The organism is Dactylosporangium sp. NPDC005555 (assembly GCF_040605635.1).
In the GTDB taxonomy this organism is placed as follows: domain Bacteria; phylum Actinomycetota; class Actinomycetes; order Mycobacteriales; family Micromonosporaceae; genus Dactylosporangium.
Window position 1 is genome coordinate 238,708 of the sequence record NZ_JBEXDG010000003.1, and the last position, 17,801, is coordinate 256,508.

The following is a 17,801-nucleotide window of genomic DNA, read 5'->3' on the forward strand; positions in this document are numbered from 1 at the left end:
CATCGGTCGATACGCTGCCTCCCCCTTTCCCAGGATGGAGGCACCTGTATGAGGTACAGACGACTGGCGGCAACCGTCGCCGTCACCCTCGCCGCGGCGCTCGCCGGCTCCCTCGGCGCCGCCCGCCCGGCCGCCGCGCTGCTGCCCGACACGTTCGGCTTCGCGCTGTACTCCGGCGGGGTCGTGTCGCAGCAGTGGCCGGTCGCGACCACCGTCACCCCCGGCGTGCCCGGCCGGTGGACCGTCAAGTTCCCCGGCATCGGCATCGCCGGCGGCGTCGTGCACGTGACCGCCGTGCACGACGCGATCACCAACCCGCCCGGCCGCTGGTGCCAGGCCGACACATGGGGTGTCGCCGGCCCCGACGAGATCGTCAGGGTCAGCTGCTACCGCCCCGGCGGGATCCTCGACCCGCAGCCCGGCTTCTCCGTGCAGTTCGCCCGCAGCTCCGGCGTCTTCGCCGCGACCCGCTTCGGCTACGTGGACGCCGCTCCCGCCGGCGGCACGATCACCCAGTACAACTCCGTCGGTGCCGCCAACACCGTCACCAACGTCGCCGCCGGCCTCTACTCCGTCGCGCTGCCCGGCCTCGGCACCGCCGGCCCGCAGGCCGGCGACGTCCAGGTCACCGCCGTCAACCCCGCCACCGGCGCCCGGTGCAAGGTCGCCAGCTGGCAGTCGTCCGCCAACGGCCAGTTCTTCCGCATCTACTGCTTCGACTCCGCCGGGGCGACCGCCAACACCCGGTTCACGCTCACCTGGCACTACCAGCGTGCGCTGTACGGGGGCGCCTCCCCGCCCTACAAGTTCGCCTATCTGTGGAACATGCCGCCGCTCGGCCCGGCGCTGACCAACTTCAACTCCGCCGGCCCACCCGGTGCGCTCGCCTTCGGCCCGCCCGTCTGGACCGCCTCGTTCGGCGGCGTCGCGTCCCCGCCCGGCAACGTCCAGGTCACCGCGTACGGCACCACGCCGGACTTCTGCGGCCTGCACTCGCCGTGGACCCCCGGCGCCGGCGCGCTCGGCATCCGGATCAACTGCTTCACCAACGCCGGCGTCCCCGTCAACAGCGGCTTCACCGTCGAATACTCGTCCCGCTTCTGAGGTAGACTCCCCGTCATGCACATCAGGCTTTCCGCTGCTGCCGCGCGAGCTCGCCGCTCGCCGGACGCTGCTGCCTGACCTTCTTCCAGTTCAGCCGGCGACCGGAAACGGTCCGCCGGCTGTTCTGTGTGCGCCGCGGGGATCCGTGTTCCGGTCCATCCCCGAAGGGCCGCCCCCATGGACACCAGCCAGATCCTCCGCACGTTCCTCGACTTCTACCGCGACCGCGGCCACGCGCTCGTCCCCGACTCGACGCTCATCACCCCGCAGGGCGACCCCGTCCTGTTCACCAGCGCGGGGATGCATCCGCTCACGCCGTACATCGAAGGCCGCCACCATCCGCTCGGCCGGCGCCTCACCGGGGTGCAGCGCTGCCTGCGCACCACGGACCTCGACGAGGTCGGCGACGACACGCACCTGACGGTCTTCCAGATGCTCGGCTCCTGGTCCCTCGGCGACTACTCCGGCGACCAGAGCCTGCGCTGGGGTTTCGAGCTGCTCCGCGACGGGTTCGGGGTCCCGCTCCCGAAGCTGCACGTCACCGTGTACGACCAGGACCCCGGCTCCCTGGACACCTGGCAACGCCTGGGCGTGCCCGTCGAGCCGCTCGGTGGGGACAACTGGTGGTCGAACGGCCCGACCGGCCCATGCGGCCCCGACTCGGAGATCTTCATCTGGACCGGGGACGGCCCGCCGACCGGCACACCGTCCACCGACGACCGATGGGTCGAGGTCTGGAACCACGTCATGATGCGCCACCACCGCCGTCCCGACCTTGCGCTGGAGCCGCTGGATCAGCCCTGTGTCGACACCGGCATGGGCCTGGAGCGGATGTCGATGGTCCTGCAGGGCAAGACATCGGTCTTCGACACCGACGTTTTCTCCTCATGGATGCGATGGGATCCGTCCCGGCTCGTCTGCGACCACCTGCGCTCCTCCGTCGTCGTGATCGGCGACGGCGTCCACCCGTCGAACACCGGCCGCGGCTACGTCCTGCGCCGCCTCATCCGCCGCACCCTCACCCACCTGTGGCGCTCCGACCCGTCCCGCACCCTCGGCGACCTGCCCGTCGAGCCGATCGGTGCGACCCTCGACTGGTTCTCCCTGCCGATGGACCCGCTCTATGTCCTGGACGTCCTGGTGTACGAGGAGCGCCGCTTCCACGCGCTCCTGCGTCGCGGCCGCCCGCTGATCGAGCGGCTCATGCTGCGCGGCCCCCTCACCGACGACGACTTCCACTACCTCCACGACACCCACGGCATCCCCCGCGACCTGGTCGAGGAGGTCCTCGTCACCTCATCCTCCTGATCCGGAAGAGTGAGCGGCACGGCGAGCAGACCGGCGAGGAGACCGGCCGACAGGGCGAGACCGGTGGCGGCCGTCGGCAGGTTGAGGACGCTCAGGCCGTACACCACGAGAAATGGACGCAGGAGACCCGCGCCGATCGCGTCGACGGCGAGGGCGGCCGCATAGCGGGGACCGAATCGCATGCCGGTCACGGTGCGACGCCCGGCGCGGCGCGGTCACGTCGATTGACGCGACCCGTCAAGCGGCACCATGCGCGCGGCCGGCGCTGGCACGATGGGGGCGTGGCACTGACGATCGACATCACCGGCATGCCGGCGCAGCGGTGCGTGTTCGCGCCGTCACCGCTGGCCGAGCTGATCGGCGATCCGGCCGCGGTGCGCGCCGCCGTCCGCGAGCTGCTCGAGGCGTGCGCGACGGCGTTCTTCGACGAGGCGTGGCGGCAGGTGGAGCACCAGCTCGCCGCCGACGCCCGGCACAAGGCCGACCTGTGCACCCGCCTCGGCCTGGAAGCGGCGCTCGCGGCGGTCTCACCCGCGATCACCCTGACCGGCGGCCGGATCCGGCTCGACAAGCTGCAGGACAGCTCGACGAGCGCCGCCGGCGACGGCGTCACGTTCATCCCGTCGGTGTACGGGCGGCCCCACCTCCTCACCGTCCACGCGCCCGGATGGCGGCCGGTGGTGCAGTACCCGGCGGCGGACCGGCACGACGGGCGGCCGGTGCCGATGGAGCTCGTGCGGCACCGGCTCGACGCGTTCGCGCATCCGGTGCGGCAGCGGCTGTGCCGGACGCTGGCCCGCGGGCCGCACACCACCGGGGAGCTGGCCGAGGCGTGGCATCTGACGCCGCCCGAGGTGTCGCGGCATCTCGCGGTGCTGAAGAAGGCAGGCCTGCTGCGCACGACGCGGCGCGGCCGGTACGTGCGGCACAGTCTCGACATGACGGCCACCGCGGCGCTCGGGGTCGACCTGCTCGCGGGACTCCTGCGGTGACCCGCCCCTTGACAGGCCGGCAGTGGAGGCCATCAATTAACAGGAAACTTTACAATGAGTTTCGCTGGAGGACGCCGTGCACCGTCCCGCTCTGCTCGCAACAGCGCTGGCCCTGGCCACCGTCACCGCCGGGGTCGTCTGGACCGTCGCGGCCCCATCGGCCGACGCCGCTGTGGTGAACCTCCAGGACGTGGTGCCCGCACCCGTGTCCGTCCAGGCGGCGAGCGGCGTCACGTTCACGATCACCGCGAGCACCGGCATCCAGAGCCAGTCCCTGGACGTCGGCAACGCCCTCGCCGCCGTGCTGCGCCCCTCGACCGGCTACCCGCTGCCGGTGACCACGGGCAGCGGGACCCCCGCCGCCGGCATCGCGCTGCTGCTGTCCGGCGCGGACGCCGCCGTCGGCGCCGAGGGCTACCAGCTCGACGTGACCGCGTCGCTGCTGACGATCCGCGCGCAGACCGCGGCCGGCCTCTTCCACGGCGTCCAGACGCTGCGGCAGCTGCTGCCAGCCACCATCGAGGCGAAGACCGTGCAGAGCGGGCCGTGGACCGTGGCCGGCGGCCGGATCGTGGACCACCCGCGCTACGCGTACCGCGGCGCCATGCTCGACGTGTCCCGCCACTTCTTCGGCGTCGACACCGTGAAGCGCTACATCGACGAGATCGCCCAGTACAAGCTGAACACCCTGCACCTGCACCTCAGCGACGACCAGGGCTGGCGCATCGTCGTCGACGCGTGGCCGCGGCTGACGAGCGTCGGCGGCAGCACGCAGGTCGGCGGCGGCGCCGGCGGCTACTACACGAAGGCGCAGTACACGGACATCGTCGCCTACGCGGCCGCCCGGCACATCACCGTCGTGCCCGAGATCGACATGCCCGGCCACACGAACGCCGCGCTCGCCTCCTACGCCGAGCTCAACTGCAACGGGGTCGCGCCCGCGCTGTACACCGGCACCGAGGTCGGCTTCAGCTCCTTCTGCGTGAGCAAGGAGATCACGTACACCTTCGTGCAGCAGGTCCTGAACGAGCTCGCGGCGCTGACCCCCGGCCCGTACCTGCACCTCGGCGGCGACGAGGCGCACAGCACCAGCGACGCCGACTACCGCACCTTCATGAACCGCGTCCAGCCCTTCGCCGGCACGCTCGGCAAGACGGTCATCGGCTGGCACCAGGTCGGCCAGGCCGACCACACCCCGGGCCGCGTCGCGCAGTTCTGGGGCACCGGCACCTCCGACGCCGACCTCAGCTCCGCCGTCGCCAAGGGCGACAAGATCCTGCTGTCCCCGGCGAACAAGACCTACCTCGACATGAAGTACAACAACGCCACCCCGCTCGGTCTTTCGTGGGCCGGTCTCATCGAGGTGCAGACCGCCTACAACTGGGACCCGGCCACCTACCTCCCCGGCGTCCCGGCCGCCTCGATCCTCGGCGTCGAAGCTCCACTGTGGAGCGAGACGCTGCGCACCCTGGCCGACATCGAGTTCATGGCCTTCCCGCGCATGCCCGCCATCGCCGAGCTCGCGTGGTCGCCGCAGTCCGCGCGCAACTGGGACACGTTCAAGGTGCGCCTCGGCGCCCAGGGCCCGCGCTGGACCGTCCAGAACATCAACTACTACCGTTCGTCGCAGGTCCCGTGGGGCACGCTGCCGTCGTCGTCGCCCTCTGCTTCTCCTTCCGTGTCCCGGTCCCCGTCCGCTTCCGCTTCGCCGTCCACTTCCGCTTCGCCGTCCGTTTCCTCGCCGCCCGCCGGTGTACTGACGAACGGCGGCTTCGAGACGGGGACGCTCGCGCCCTGGACCGGCAGCCGCTGCTCCGTGGTGACCACCCCGGTCCGCTCAGGCACCCGCGCCCTCAACGGCGACGTCACCGCCGGCGACACCGCACAGTGCCAGCAGACCGTCGCCGTCCAGCCGAACCGCACGTACCGCCTCACCGGCCACGTCCGCGGCAGTTACGTGTACATCGGCGCCACCGGCACCGGCGTCAACGCGAGCACCTGGACCCCGGGCACCGGCAACGCCTACGCCCCGCTCACCGTCACCTTCACCACCTCGGCCACCACCACCTCGGTGACGGTCTTCGTCCACGGCTGGTACGGCCAGCCCGCCTACTACGCGGACGACTTCAGCCTCACCCTGGTGTGACGCCGCGTCCCGGGGGTACACCCCGCACATGGAGCAAGGTGTACCCCCGTCGTCACTGACCGACGACGATCTCGTGCGCGAGCTGTCCAGCCTGCACTCCACCCGCCACGACACGTTCCGCCACGGCTCGGACGACGCCCTGGCCACCCACTCCCGCCGCACCACCGAACTCGAACAGGAATACCTGGACCGCTTCCCCTCCCGCGAGATCGACCCCGCCCGCCTGCGCTGACCCCGACACACCGGGTACCGAGGTGCGGACGGCGGTGCGGATCGGGTAGAGTGCACAAACGTCGCGGGCGATTGGCGCAGCGGGAGCGCGCTTCGTTCACACCGAAGAGGTCACTGGTTCGATCCCAGTATCGCCCACGCGAAGGACGGCCCCTGCTCAACGGCGGGGGCCGTTTTCGTGGGCTTCGCGTGGTGTCATCCGCGCAGGCTTCGCCTGCTCCCCGGTGGGGGAGCTTCGCTCCACCCACACCCCCTCAAACCCGTCGCCGCGCTCTATGGGTTCGTCAAGCGGCAGCTGATCGGGGGGGGGCGCTGGGGCGCCTTGTTGCGGAGCACGGCAAAGAGGACGTCGCAGCGGCGGCGGGCAAGACAGATGCGTGCGCGTTGTGGAGTTTCCGGCGGCTCTCTTCGTCGCCGATATCGACCCGGTGAAGCGTGTGGCAGGGTCCGGGCGGCGTCCGCGATCATGTAGGTGCCCCGGGCGTCGGTCTTCGCCGGGCCGGGGTGCAGGGTGGTCGCGTTGCGGCGCTGGTTCGGCGCTGGTTCGGCGCTGGTTCGTGGCGCGGGAGACACCGCGCCGGCCCGGGGTTGAGGCGGGCCGGCTGCGGATGCCGAAAATCGGGTCAGGCCGGGTCGTAGGCGAGGTTCGGGCGGAGCCAGCGTTCGATCTCGTCCACGGGCAGGCCGCGGCGGGTGGCGTAGTCCTCGATCTGGTCGCGGTTGATGCGGCCGACGGTGAAGTAGCGGGAGTCCTGGTGGGCGAAGATCAGGCCGCTGACCGCCGCGGCCGGGGTCATCGCGAAGGACTCCGTCAGGGCGAGGCCGAGCTTCCCGGCTTCCAGGAGGTCGAACAGGGCCTGCTTCAGGGAGTGGTCGGGGCTGGCGGGGTAGCCCAGCGCCGGGCGGATGCCGCGGAAGCGTTCCGCGTGCAGGTCCTCCAGGGCGGGCTCGGCGCCGGGCTCGAACCAGGCGCGGCGGGCCTCCAGGTGGATGTACTCGGCGAAGGCCTCGGCCAGGCGGTCCGCGAGGGCCTTGACCATGATGGCGCGGTAGTCGTCGTTGTCGGCCTCGTACCGGGCGGCGAGCTCCTCGGCGCCGTGGATGGCGACGGCGAAACCGCCCAGGTGGTCCCCGGCGCCGGCGGGGGCGATGTAGTCGGCGAGGCAGCGGTTGGGGCGGCCGTCGGGCTTCTGCGTCTGCTGGCGCAGCATGGGGAAGGTGACGCCGCCGGGCAGGACGATGTCGTCGCCGGAGGAGGCGGCGGGCCAGAAGCCGTACGCGCCGCGGGCCGTCAGGGACCCCTTCTCGACGATGTCGTCGAGCAGGGCGTTGCCCTCGGCGAAGAGTTCGGCGGCGACGGGCTGGTCGAGGATGGCCGGGTATTTGCCTTTCAGCTCCCAGGCGAGGAAGAAGAACTGCCAGTCGATCATCTCGCGGAGGGTCTTCAGGCCGGGTTCGACGACTCGTACACCCGTGAAGTCCGGTGTGGGGAGATCGGCGAACGACACGTCGGACGCATTCGAACGGGCCTGGTCCAGGGTGAGCAGCGCGGTGTGGCGGCGCTCGGCGTGCTGGCGGCGCAGGCGCTCCTGCTCCTCGCGGTTGTCGACGGTGAGCTGCTCGACCCGGTCGGCGTCCAGCAGGCCCGCGACGACCCCGACCACGCGCGAGGCGTCCTGGACGTGGACGGTGTTGCCGTCGTACGCCGGAGCCACCCGCACCGCCGTGTGCTGGCGTGACGTCGTGGCGCCGCCGATGAGCAGGGGCAGCTTCAGGCCGCGGCGCTGCATCTCGGCCGCGACGGCCACCATCTCGTCCAGCGACGGGGTGATGAGCCCGGACAGGCCGATCGCGTCGGCGCCCTCGGCGACGGCGGTGTCGAGGATCTTCGCGGCGGGGACCATGACGCCCAGGTCGATGACCTCGTAGTTGTTGCAGCCGAGGACGACGCCGACGATGTTCTTGCCGATGTCGTGGACGTCGCCCTTCACGGTGGCCATGACGACCTTGCCCTGGCCGGTGCGGCCGCCCGGGACGACGGCACCGCTCAGACGGGCGGCCTCCTTCTCTGCCTCCATGAACGGCTCCAGGTACGCCACCGACCGCTTCATGACGCGGGCGCTCTTCACGACCTGGGGCAGGAACATCTTGCCGCTGCCGAAGAGGTCGCCGACGACCTTCATGCCGTCCATCAGCGGGCCCTCGATCACCTCGAGGGGGCGCTTGGCGGTCTGGCGCGCCTCCTCGGTGTCGTCCTCGATGAAGTCGACGATGCCGTGCACGAGCGCGTGCGACAGCCGCTGGTTGACCGGTGCCTCGCGCCACGACAGGTCGACGACCCGCTGCGTGCCCGAGCCGCTGACGGTGCCGGCGAACGTGACGAGCCGGTCGGTCGCGTCCTCGCGCCGGTCGAACAGCACGTCCTCGACGAGTTCGAGCAGGTCGGCGGGGATGTCGGCGTAGACGGCGAGCTGGCCGGCGTTGACGATGCCCATGTCGAGCCCGGCGCGGACCGCGTGCAGCAGGAACGCCGAGTGCATCGCCTCGCGGACGACGTCGTTGCCGCGGAAGGAGAACGACAGGTTGGAGATGCCGCCGCTGGTGCGCACGCCGGGGCAGCGCCGCTTGATCAGCGGCAGGGCGTCGATGAAGGCCTTGGCGTAGCCGTTGTGCTCGGCGATGCCGGTGGCGACGGCGAGCACGTTCGGGTCGAAGATGATGTCCTCTGGCGTGAATCCCGCCTGGTGTACGAGCAGGTCGTACGCCCGCCCGCAGATCTCGACCTTGCGCTCGGTGGTGTCGGCCTGGCCGAGCTCGTCGAACGCCATGACGACGACGCCCGCGCCGTAGGAGCGGATGATCCGCGCCTGCTCCAGGAACGGCGCCTCGCCCTCCTTGAGGCTGATCGAGTTGACGACGCCCTTGCCCTGCACGCACTTGAGGCCGGCTTCGAGGACGCTCCAGCGCGAGCTGTCGACCATGATCGGGATGCGGGCGACCTCGGGCTCGGTGGCGATGAGGTTGAGGAACGTGGTCATCGCCTGCTCGCTGTCGAGCAGGTCGGCGTCCATGTTGACGTCGAGGAGGTTGGCGCCGCCGCGGACCTGCTCGAGCGCGACGTCGACCGCGCCCTGGTGGTCGTCGGACTCGATGAGCCGGCGGAAGCGCTTCGAGCCGGTGACGTTGGTCCGCTCGCCGATCATGACGAAGCCGGTGTCGGGACCGATCTCGAACGGCTCCAGGCCGCTGAACCGGGTCGCCGGAGCGGGCGCCGGGACCTGCCTCGGCGCCATCCCCCGGACCGCCTCGGCGATCTTGCTGATGTGCGCGGGTGACGTACCGCAGCAGCCACCGACGACGTTGACGAGGTGGTCCGACACGAAACCGTGGATCAGGCCGGCCGTTTCGGCCGGGGTCTCGTCGTAGCCGCCGAACGCGTTGGGCAGGCCGGCGTTGGGGTGCGCCGCGACATACGTGCCGGCAAAGCGGGCCAGGTCGGCGACGTGCGGGCGCATCTCGGCCGCGCCGAGCGAGCAGTTGACCCCGACGATGAGCGGCTCGGCGTGCTCGACCGACCGCCAGAACGCCTCGACCGTCTGCCCGGACAGCGTGCGGCCGCTCAGGTCGACGATCGTGACCGAGATCCACAGCGGCAGGTGCGGCGCGACGTCGCGGGCCGCGGCGACGGCGGCCTTCACGTTGAGCGTGTCGAAGATCGTCTCGATGAGCAGCAGGTCGACGCCGCCCTCGGCGAGCGCGCTGATCTGCTCGGCGTACGTGGCGCGGACCGTGTCGAACGTCACGGCCCGGTAGGACGGGTCGTCGACCTTCGGCGACAGGGACAGGGTGACGTTGAGCGGGCCGACCGACCCGGCGACGAACCGCGGCCGGTCCGGCGTGGAGAACTCGTCCGCCGCCTGCCGCGCCAGCCGGGCACCCTGCACGTTCATGTCGCGGACCAGCGACTCCAGGCCGTAGTCGGCCTGGGCGATGCTGGTGGCGGTGAACGTGTTGGTGGTGGTGATGTCGGCGCCCGCGGCCAGATACTGCCGGTGGACGTCGAGGATCACGTCGGGGCGGGTCAGGATCAGCAGATCCGGGTCGCCGGTGACGTCCTTCGGGTGATCCGGGGCGATCAGGTCCGCGCGATAATCGTCAGGGGTGAGCCCGGCAGCCTGCAGCATGGTGCCCCACGCTCCGTCGAGCACGACCACCCGCTCGTCGAGGAGCCTGCGCAGATCCGTGATCGCCCTTGTCGTCGACATGCGTCCACCTTCCGTGGGTCAGACGGAAGGCGCCCTTGCAGAGAGTGACACAGGTCGAGCGTGGCGGATCGTCGATGATCCGTTGCAGCGCCTCTCGCCCCGGCATCGGATTCTAGCCTGTTACGGTGATTTGCCGTTACGCAGTCGAGGCGAACCAGGGAGTTCCCTAATGAGCGCGCAAAGTTCGGAATCGATCGCGGTCAACGCCGCCCTCGACGTGGTGCGGGCCGTCGAGCCGCGGATCGCGGACGCCATCGCCGGCGAGCTGACCGCCCAGCGCGAGTCCCTCAAGCTCATCGCCAGTGAGAACTACGCCTCACCCGCGACGCTGCTCGCCATGGGCAACTGGCTGTCGGACAAGTACGCGGAAGGCACCGTCGGCCGCCGCTTCTACGCCGGGTGCCAGCAGGTCGACACCGTCGAGTCGATCGCGGCCGAGCACGCCCGTGAACTGTTCGGCGCGTCACACGCCTATGTCCAACCACATTCTGGGATCGACGCGAACCTTGTCGCCTTCTGGGCGGTTCTGGCGCAGCGGGTGGAGGCGCCGTTCCTCCGGGAGAAGTCGGTCCGCCAGGTCAACGACCTCACCGAGAGTGACTGGGCGCAGCTCCGCCACGACTTCGGCGACCAGCGGATGCTCGGCATGTCCCTGGACGCCGGCGGGCACCTCACCCACGGCTTCCGGCCCAACATCTCCGGCAAGATGTTCCACCAGCGCAGCTACGGCACCAACCCGGAGACGGGCCTGCTGGACTACGACGCGCTGCGCGAGACCGCCCGCGACTTCCGCCCGATGATCATCGTCGGTGGCTATTCGGCGTACCCCCGCAAGGTGAACTTCGCGAAGCTGCGCGAGATCGCGGACGAGGTCGGCGCCACCCTCATGGTCGACATGGCGCACTTCGCCGGGCTTGTCGCCGGCAAGGTCTTCACCGGCGACTTCGACCCGGTGCCGCACGCCCACATCGTGACCACCACCACCCACAAGACCCTGCGCGGCCCGCGCGGCGGCATGGTCCTGTGCCAGCCGGAGCTCGCCGACCAGGTCGACCGCGGCTGCCCGATGGTGCTCGGCGGCCCCCTGCCGCACGTCATGGCCGCGAAGGCCGTCGCGCTCGCCGAGGCCCGCACCGGGTCGTTCCGCGACTACGCCCAGCAGGTCGTCGACAACGCCGCCGCGCTCGCCGAGGGCCTGCTGCGCCGCGGCGTCCGTCTCGTCACCGGCGGCACCGAGAACCACCTGGTCCTCATCGACGTGGCCCAGCGCAGTGATGCTGAGGGGAGTGGCGCGCCGACCGGGCTCACCGGCCGGCAGGCGGAGGCGGCGCTGCTGGACGCCGGCATCGTCACCAACCGCAACGCGATCCCGCAGGACCCGAACGGCGCCTGGTACACCTCCGGCGTGCGCGTCGGCACCCCGGCGCTGACCACCCGCGGCCTGGGCGTCGCCGAGATGGACACGATCGCCGAGCTCATCACCACCGTGCTGACCAACACGAAGCCCGCCGCCGACTCGAAGGCGAAGTACACCCTCGACGCGTCGGTCGCCGCCAAGGTGTCCGGTCAGGCGTCCGAGCTGCTGTCGGGCTTCCCGCTGTACCCCTCGATCACGCTTCGCTGAGGTTTCCCGCCGCTCGTGGCGGCCGCTGCTGCTCCGGCACCGGACATCGACCGGCCGGTGGGGTGGCCGCCACGGGGGTGGGCGTCATCCGGAGCCGGGCCGCCACCGGACGCCTTGGCTCCCGGCCACCGCGACGCCGGCCCACGCACGTCCCCGGCCCGCGCGACGAGCCGCCCCACCACAGCCTGACGGCGCACCCACCGACCGGCGGCGGGCGACACCCCACCGCAGCAACCGCCCCACCGCCGGGCCTGTCGGGCAGCAACGCATTTCGGCCACTTCAGCGCCTCCCACCCGACGCCGACCGCCACCAGCGACAAATACCGGCGCGCCTCCCGCCGTCCAACTGACGCCGACCGCCATCAGCGACGCACGCGGCAAGAACCGGCGCACCTCCCGCGGCCCAGCTGACGTCGACCGTGCCAGCCGGCGGCACGCTCGCGCACCGCGGCGACCGGTTGCCCGGCGTCGATGGTCAACCGGGACACGCTCGACCACGGTGATCACCCGCCCGACGTCACCCGCCCGGCGCGACCCGTCCGGCGTCAGCCGGTGACGCGCTCGGCCACGGGGTCAGCCGGCGACGGTTTCGGGCTGGGCGGTGGTGCGGTCGCGGAGGTCGGCGTGGGCGTCATACTCGTGGATCCAGCTGACCATGTCGGGCAGGTTGGTGAGGCGTTCGTTGCGGGCCTGGGCCTCGGGGCCGTCGGGGACCTGGAAGCACTTCGCGTTGCCGCGCGAGCCGAGCTGCAGCTGGCGGGCGCGGGGCTTGCGGACCGTCTCATAGGCGGCGAGGGCCTCGCTCACCGGAAGGTCCCGCCGGCCGAGGAAGTGGGCGAGGACCGCGGCGTCCTCGACGGCCTGGTTGCTGCCCTGGCCGGCGTGGGGCAGCATCGGGTGGGCGGCGTCGCCGAGGAGGGTGACGCGGCCGGTGCTCCACTGGCGCAGCGGCTCGCGGTCGAAGAGGGCCCAGCGGCCGGTGTCCTCGACGGCGGCGAGCATCGTGAGGACCGTGTCGTTGAAGCCGTCGAACGCGGCGACCGCCTGGCTCGCGTCGCCCGTCGCCGACCAGGACTCGTCGGTCCAGGCGGCGTCGCGGGTGTACGCCACGAAGTTGATGAGCTCGCCGCGGCGGACCGGGTAGACGACGAGGTGGCTGATCGGGCCGAGGAAGAACGTCAGGCCCATCATGTCGCCGCCGGGGACCTTGTCGATCGGGACGAGGCCGCGGAAGCAGCTCATGCCGGCGAAGACGGCCTCGTCGGGACCTGCCACGTGCTGCCGGACGGTGGAGCGGACGCCGTCGGCGCCGATGACCACGTCGGCGTGGACACTGGTGCCGTCGGCGAACGTCAGCCCGACCTCGTCGGGCGTCTCGTCGATCGTGACGCAGCGCTTGCCGAGGTGGACCTGGCCGCCGCCGGCGCGGAACGCGTCGAGGAGCACCTGGTGCAGGTCGGCGCGGTGCAGGCCGAGGAACGGGGCGCCGAAGCGGCCCGTATACCAGTCGCCCATCGGGTGCTCGTAGAACATGTCGCCGGTGCGCCAGTCGTGGAACTGGATGCGTTGCAGGTCACACCCGACCTCACGCAGCGCCGGGCCGAGCCCGAGCCGGTCGATCAGGCGGGAGCCGTTGGCCCCGAGGGCCACGCCGGCGCCGATCGCGCTGAACGTCGCGGCCTGGTCATACACCTCGACCTCGTGGCCCTCGGCGTGCAGCGCGATCGCCGCGGTGAGACCACCGATCCCCGATCCGATGACTACGACCCGTGACGTCATGGCACCCCCAGACTCGTATGCCGCGCAGCGACAACCACCGCACGGCCACAACCGCCGCAGCGCGACAACCACTGCGAAGCGACAACTGCTCGCAAAGCGACAACCAGGACAGCGACGGGAGCCTATCACCGCAAAATCCACAGTGGATGATGTGATTCCGGCCGCTGTGGACAGCACCCGGCCTGTGGACGGCCGCCGGGTAGCCTTGCCCGGTGCGTACGGCGGAAGAACAGATCAGAGCGGTCCTCGACGGCAGCGTCGGGTATGAACGCGGCCTCGACACCCTCACCGTCGCTCCCGCCGCCGACGTCGACGCGGCCCTGTTCACCGCCCTGCGGACGGCCAGCGCGCGGCTGTTCGGCCGCGGCTGGCAGCCCGGCGAACTGCACCGGGTCGTCGGGCGGCGCGGCACCGTGCCGCACACCCAGGTCGTCGCCGACGCGGTCGTGGCGCATCTGCGCGGCTTCCGGCCGGCGCTGGTCGACCCGCGCTGGCGCGCCCAGGCCGACGCGCTCGGCGCCACCGTGTGGTGGAAGACCGACGGCGCATACCTCGACGGGCTCGCCGCCCGGTGGCGCGTCGACCGGGTCGAGGTCCTCGACACGATCCTCGTGCTGCTCGGTATCCTGCGCACCCTCCCACCGATCGAGACCCTGATCCCGCCGCCCGGGACCGCCCCCGAAACGGCCGCGCCGGCCGCGGGCAGCGTCGACGTGCGGCTGCTCGACCGGGTCCGGGCGCTGCTGGCGAAGGCGGAGTCCACGACGTACCCGCCCGAGGCCGAGACCTACACGGCGAAGGCGCAGGAGCTCGTCGCCCGGCACAGCATCGACGAGGCCCTGCTCGCCGCCCGCGGGGCCACGAAGGCGGTCGTGCCGTTCGCCCGCCGGATCGGCGTCGACCACCCGTACGAGACCGAGAAGGCCGCCCTCCTCGACGCCGTCGCCGACGCGAACCGCTGCCACACCGTGTGGTCGCCCGAGCTGGGATTCGCGACCGTGTTCGGCTTCGACACCGACATCGACGCGGTCGACCTGCTCCACACGTCGCTGCTGGTGCAGGCGAACCGGGCGATGTCGGCGGTCGAGCCGCCCGGCGGGAAGGCGGGCCGCGCGCGGCTGAAGACGTTCCGGCAGTCGTTCCTCGTCGGGTTCGCCGTCCGGATCGGCGAGCGCCTGGCCCAGGCCCGCGAGGAGGTGACGGTCGCCGTCGACGCCGGCGACCTGCTGCCGGTGCTCGCCGCCCGCGACGCGCAGGTCCGCGAGACGATGGACCGGATCTTCCCGCGCACCGTCAGAGGCCGCAGCACCCGCGTCGACAGCGACGAGGGCTGGGACTCCGGCCGCGCCGCCGCCGACCGCGCCGCGCTGCATCACGGCTGAGCGTCTTCTCAGGGTCCGGCCGGGGTCGCGCCCTGATGCCGCTGCGGATCGATCGTTGCGAGTCTGCACACATGACCCCTGCGAGCACGACTCCAACGAGCATGAGCCCGACGCTGGTCCGCCTCGGCGCCCCTGTCCTGCTGTTCGTCTACGGCACGCTCCGCCTGATCGACGGCCGCGACGGCCACCACGACAAGGACGGCGCCCTGTGGAACATCGGCCACGTCTGCTTCTTCATCGCGTTCACGCTGCTCGCGGCGCTGATCGTCCACGTGTACCGGACGCTGCGCCCGACAGTCGTGACGCCCGTCCGCCGGGGTCTCGCGACCGGTGCGGCAGCCGCCGGGCTCTTCGGCGCGGCCTGTTTCCTGTGGGTGATCGTCGGGGACCTGTCCGCGTCGTTCCCGGAGCTGCCGGACGCGCTGCGGATCGCCGGGCCCGCCCTGTTCCAGATCGGCATGCTGCTCCTGCTGGTGCTGCTGGTACTGACGCGGATGATCCCCGTCTGGAGCCCGGTGCTGGTGGTGGTGGCCTTCGCGGCGATCGGCATCGACCTCGATCTGATCCCGATCGCCGCGGTCCTGTTGTTCATCGGCCTGCTGCCGCTGGGCCGCTCACCGCGCACCCTCGCCCCGGCAGGCTAGGCGGACAGCCGTCGCGCCGTGGCGGCCGCGATCCAGTTCCAGGCGACGGCAACGCCGAGGAACAGGGTGAGCGCGCCGCCGCGGCCACCGGTCATCGCCCAGGCCAGGCCGAGCGCGAACAGTACACCGGCGACCCTCCCCGCGACGGCCCACGCCTGCTGCCCGTCGGCGCGGAACCGGGCCGCGAGCACGAAGCACAACGCGATCATCGAGAAGAACGACACGCTGGCACCGGCGTTGTGCAGGATCATGTGACCGCTCATCGTGGTCAGGCGCCCGGCCGGGGTGCCGAGGGGGAACCCGTCGCTCGCGTCCATCCGGAAGACGGCCGCGACGATCAGTCCGACGCCGATCATCGCGGACAGCCTCGCCGCCCACGCGCTGCCCAGGACGCGCCGGGCCCCGGCGGCCGCGACGACGGCGAGCAGGCCGGTGACCACGAAGCTCGTCGTCTGCACCCAGCCGAGATCGCCGAGGGCGAGCATGCTCACAGGGTGGCGGACGATGTCGTACCCGTCGCGGGTCGCCGCCTGCACGACCGCGGCGACGGTGAACACGGGCGGCGCGACGACCCCGGCGGCGGTCAGGAGCTTCGCGCGGTCGCGGGTGGCGGCGGGGATGGCGATGTCGGTCATGTCCTGGTCCTTCGTCCGTCGTTCGTCCGGTGCGCAGGATGTCCTGCGCTCACCGACGCGTCGAACGGCCGACCCCGGTTTCGACACGGCTCCTGAACCGTTTTCCTTCCGGGCGCGTGGACGAGGTATGCGGATCCTTTTCAGTGCGTGCCCGATGTACGGTCACGTCAACCCGATCCTGCCGCTCGTCCTCGCCGCCCGCGACGCCGGACACGACGTCGTCGTGGCGACCGGCGCCGACATGGCCGCCCACCTCTCCGGCCGCGGGATCGCCACCTGGGCCGCCGGTCCGACCCACCGCGAGGCCGGCGGCGGCCCGGACACGAACTGGCTCGAGTACTTCGCCACCACCGCCCGGGCCCGCGCCGCCGACCTCGTGCCGCGCGCGCTGGACTGGAAGCCCGACCTCGTCGTCTCCGAGGACACCGAGCTCGCCGGCCCGGTCGCCGCCGCCGTCACCGGCGCCCGTCAGGTCGTCCACGGCATCGGCATCATGCCGCCGATCCACCTGTGGGCCGCGCTCGGCCCCGTCCTCGACGCCATGTTCGCCCGGTTCGACACCGGCGCCGACCACCGCGCCGCCACCTACCTGGAGCTCTGCCCCGCCGGCGTGGGGAGCCCGGCCGGCGCTCCCGCCGCCGAGCGGATCTGGCGGGACACGCTGCCGCTGCGCCCCGTGGCCGGCACCCCGTCACCCGGTGAGCGGCTACCGGCCGCGGTGCGGGCGCTGCCGTTCGACCGGACGATCCACATCACCCTCGGCACCGTCTTCCACGGCAACCGCAACGTGCTGCACACCGCGATCGCCGCCCTGTCGACGCTGCCCGTCAACGTGGTCGCGACCGTCGGCCCCGGCGTCGACCCCGCGGGTTTCGGCCGCCAGCCGTCGCACGTGCTGCTGGCCCCATACGTGCCGCACACGCTGCTGCTGCCCCGCTGCGCCGCCGTCGTCTCCCAGGGCGGCGCCGGGATCATGTTCGGCGCGTTCGCCCACGCCCTGCCGCACCTGGTCCTCCCACAGGGCGGCGACCAGTTCACGAACGCCGAAGCCGTCGAACTCGCCGGCGCCGGCCTGGCCCTGCACCCCGCCGAGGTCACCGGCGCCGCCGTCACCGCCCACGTCACCCGCCTGCTCGACGACCCCGCGTTCACGACAGCGGCGGCCTCGATACGCGCCCGGCTCGCGGCCATGCCCGACGCCGCGACAGTCCTCCGCACCATCACCGCCTGACAGAGACCGCCGCAGCGCCGGAAAGCCGGGTCATCGCGGGACACCGCTCCGAGCAGCAGACGGCACGGCGTGGATCGGCCACTTGATCTCAGCGCCGGCGTCGCGGAAGCCGTATCGCTGCCGGAGGCAGGCGGGCGACCGCGTCCGGCGTGCCCGGCGAACCCGAACAGGAACCCGCGGGCAACGGCCGGGGGAGGCGACGGCCACGCGAGAGCGGCGACCGCTGCGGGATGTCCCCCGCACAAGGCCCTTGCCGTTCGCGCCCGGCCGCGCCCTCGCCTCACGGTGACCACCCACCCACGGAGCCCGCCGAGCAGCGCGAGCGCGGGACATCGCGACCGCTGCTCGTGCAGGCGGGCCACGTCGCGGGCATCTCCGCAAGGAGCGGCGAGCCGCGGCTGCGGCCCGCGCGGGCCGAGCTTGCGGGATGCCTTCGCGGCGACGGCGGGTCCGGGCAGGG

Annotated in this window: 12 protein-coding genes, 1 tRNA gene, 1 pseudogene and 1 riboswitch; of the genes and pseudogenes, 10 read left to right on the plus strand and 4 right to left on the minus strand. The window is 72.0% G+C overall.

All coding sequences use genetic code 11. The features are described from left to right. Nucleotides 1-48: 48 nt before the first annotated feature. Nucleotides 49-1,104 carry a hypothetical protein gene (locus ABZS58_RS05405; RefSeq protein ID WP_354777840.1) on the plus strand — a complete coding sequence of 352 codons (1,056 nt, stop codon included), beginning with the start codon at nucleotides 49-51 and terminating at the stop codon, nucleotides 1,102-1,104. A gap of 177 nt (nucleotides 1,105-1,281) precedes the next feature. Next, nucleotides 1,282-2,412, plus strand: coding sequence for an alanine--tRNA ligase-related protein (locus ABZS58_RS05410; RefSeq protein ID WP_354777842.1), 1,131 nt, complete (start codon nucleotides 1,282-1,284; stop codon nucleotides 2,410-2,412). On the opposite strand, the gene ABZS58_RS05415 is transcribed toward ABZS58_RS05410, so the two are convergent. Further along, nucleotides 2,343-2,594, minus strand: a complete 252-nt coding sequence (locus tag ABZS58_RS05415) for a hypothetical protein (protein WP_354777844.1) — start codon at nucleotides 2,592-2,594, stop codon at nucleotides 2,343-2,345. The genes ABZS58_RS05410 and ABZS58_RS05415 overlap by 70 nt on opposite strands. 99 nt (nucleotides 2,595-2,693) lie before the next feature. Here ABZS58_RS05415 and ABZS58_RS05420 point away from each other — a divergent pair, with 99 nt between their 5' ends. The 4 genes and pseudogenes from ABZS58_RS05420 to ABZS58_RS05435 all read left to right on the plus strand — a co-directional run bounded on the left by ABZS58_RS05420 (nucleotide 2,694) and on the right by ABZS58_RS05435 (nucleotide 5,919). Further along, nucleotides 2,694-3,404: a DUF5937 family protein gene (locus ABZS58_RS05420; RefSeq protein ID WP_354777846.1), complete on the plus strand. Its 711-nt coding sequence runs from the start codon at nucleotides 2,694-2,696 to the stop codon at nucleotides 3,402-3,404. A 76-nt stretch (nucleotides 3,405-3,480) separates the two neighbouring features. Next, entirely contained in the window at nucleotides 3,481-5,550 is a 2,070-nt protein-coding gene (locus tag ABZS58_RS05425; protein WP_354777848.1) for a family 20 glycosylhydrolase, read from the plus strand. 37 nt (nucleotides 5,551-5,587) lie between these two features. Continuing rightward, a pseudogene (locus ABZS58_RS05430) lies at nucleotides 5,588-5,782 on the plus strand (DUF6158 family protein); the annotation flags it as partial. Nucleotides 5,783-5,847: 65 nt separating this feature from the next. Further along, nucleotides 5,848-5,919: transfer RNA gene (locus tag ABZS58_RS05435), tRNA-Val, on the plus strand. 485 nt (nucleotides 5,920-6,404) lie between these two features. Here the strand turns inward: ABZS58_RS05435 and metH are convergent. Beyond that, nucleotides 6,405-10,046 (minus strand): methionine synthase, encoded by a 3,642-nt coding sequence (gene metH / locus ABZS58_RS05440; RefSeq protein WP_354777850.1) that lies wholly within the window; start codon nucleotides 10,044-10,046, stop codon nucleotides 6,405-6,407. Nucleotides 10,047-10,066: 20 nt separating this feature from the next. Next, nucleotides 10,067-10,148: riboswitch (S-adenosyl-L-homocysteine riboswitch) on the minus strand. A 67-nt stretch (nucleotides 10,149-10,215) separates the two neighbouring features. On the opposite strand from metH, the gene ABZS58_RS05445 reads away from it, so the two are divergent. Continuing rightward, nucleotides 10,216-11,670, plus strand: coding sequence for a glycine hydroxymethyltransferase (locus tag ABZS58_RS05445; protein ID WP_354777852.1), 1,455 nt, complete (start codon nucleotides 10,216-10,218; stop codon nucleotides 11,668-11,670). 573 nt (nucleotides 11,671-12,243) lie between these two features. Here ABZS58_RS05445 and ABZS58_RS05450 read toward each other — a convergent pair. Beyond that, entirely contained in the window at nucleotides 12,244-13,449 is a 1,206-nt protein-coding gene (locus ABZS58_RS05450; RefSeq protein ID WP_354777853.1) for an FAD-dependent monooxygenase, read from the minus strand. A 212-nt stretch (nucleotides 13,450-13,661) separates the two neighbouring features. On the opposite strand from ABZS58_RS05450, the gene ABZS58_RS05455 reads away from it, so the two are divergent. Then, nucleotides 13,662-14,831 carry a DUF2786 domain-containing protein gene (locus tag ABZS58_RS05455; protein WP_354777855.1) on the plus strand — a complete coding sequence of 390 codons (1,170 nt, stop codon included), beginning with the start codon at nucleotides 13,662-13,664 and terminating at the stop codon, nucleotides 14,829-14,831. A 101-nt stretch (nucleotides 14,832-14,932) separates the two neighbouring features. Further along, a complete protein-coding gene (locus ABZS58_RS05460; RefSeq protein ID WP_354777857.1) occupies nucleotides 14,933-15,475 on the plus strand; it encodes a hypothetical protein in 543 nt (180 codons plus the stop codon). On the opposite strand, the gene ABZS58_RS05465 is transcribed toward ABZS58_RS05460, so the two are convergent. After that, nucleotides 15,472-16,110: a DUF998 domain-containing protein gene (locus ABZS58_RS05465; protein WP_354777859.1), complete on the minus strand. Its 639-nt coding sequence runs from the start codon at nucleotides 16,108-16,110 to the stop codon at nucleotides 15,472-15,474. The two genes, ABZS58_RS05460 and ABZS58_RS05465, sit on opposite strands and share 4 nt — an antisense overlap. A gap of 127 nt (nucleotides 16,111-16,237) precedes the next feature. On the opposite strand from ABZS58_RS05465, the gene ABZS58_RS05470 reads away from it, so the two are divergent. Further along, nucleotides 16,238-17,341, plus strand: coding sequence for a glycosyltransferase (locus ABZS58_RS05470; protein ID WP_354777861.1), 1,104 nt, complete (start codon nucleotides 16,238-16,240; stop codon nucleotides 17,339-17,341). Nucleotides 17,342-17,801 lie beyond the last annotated feature (460 nt).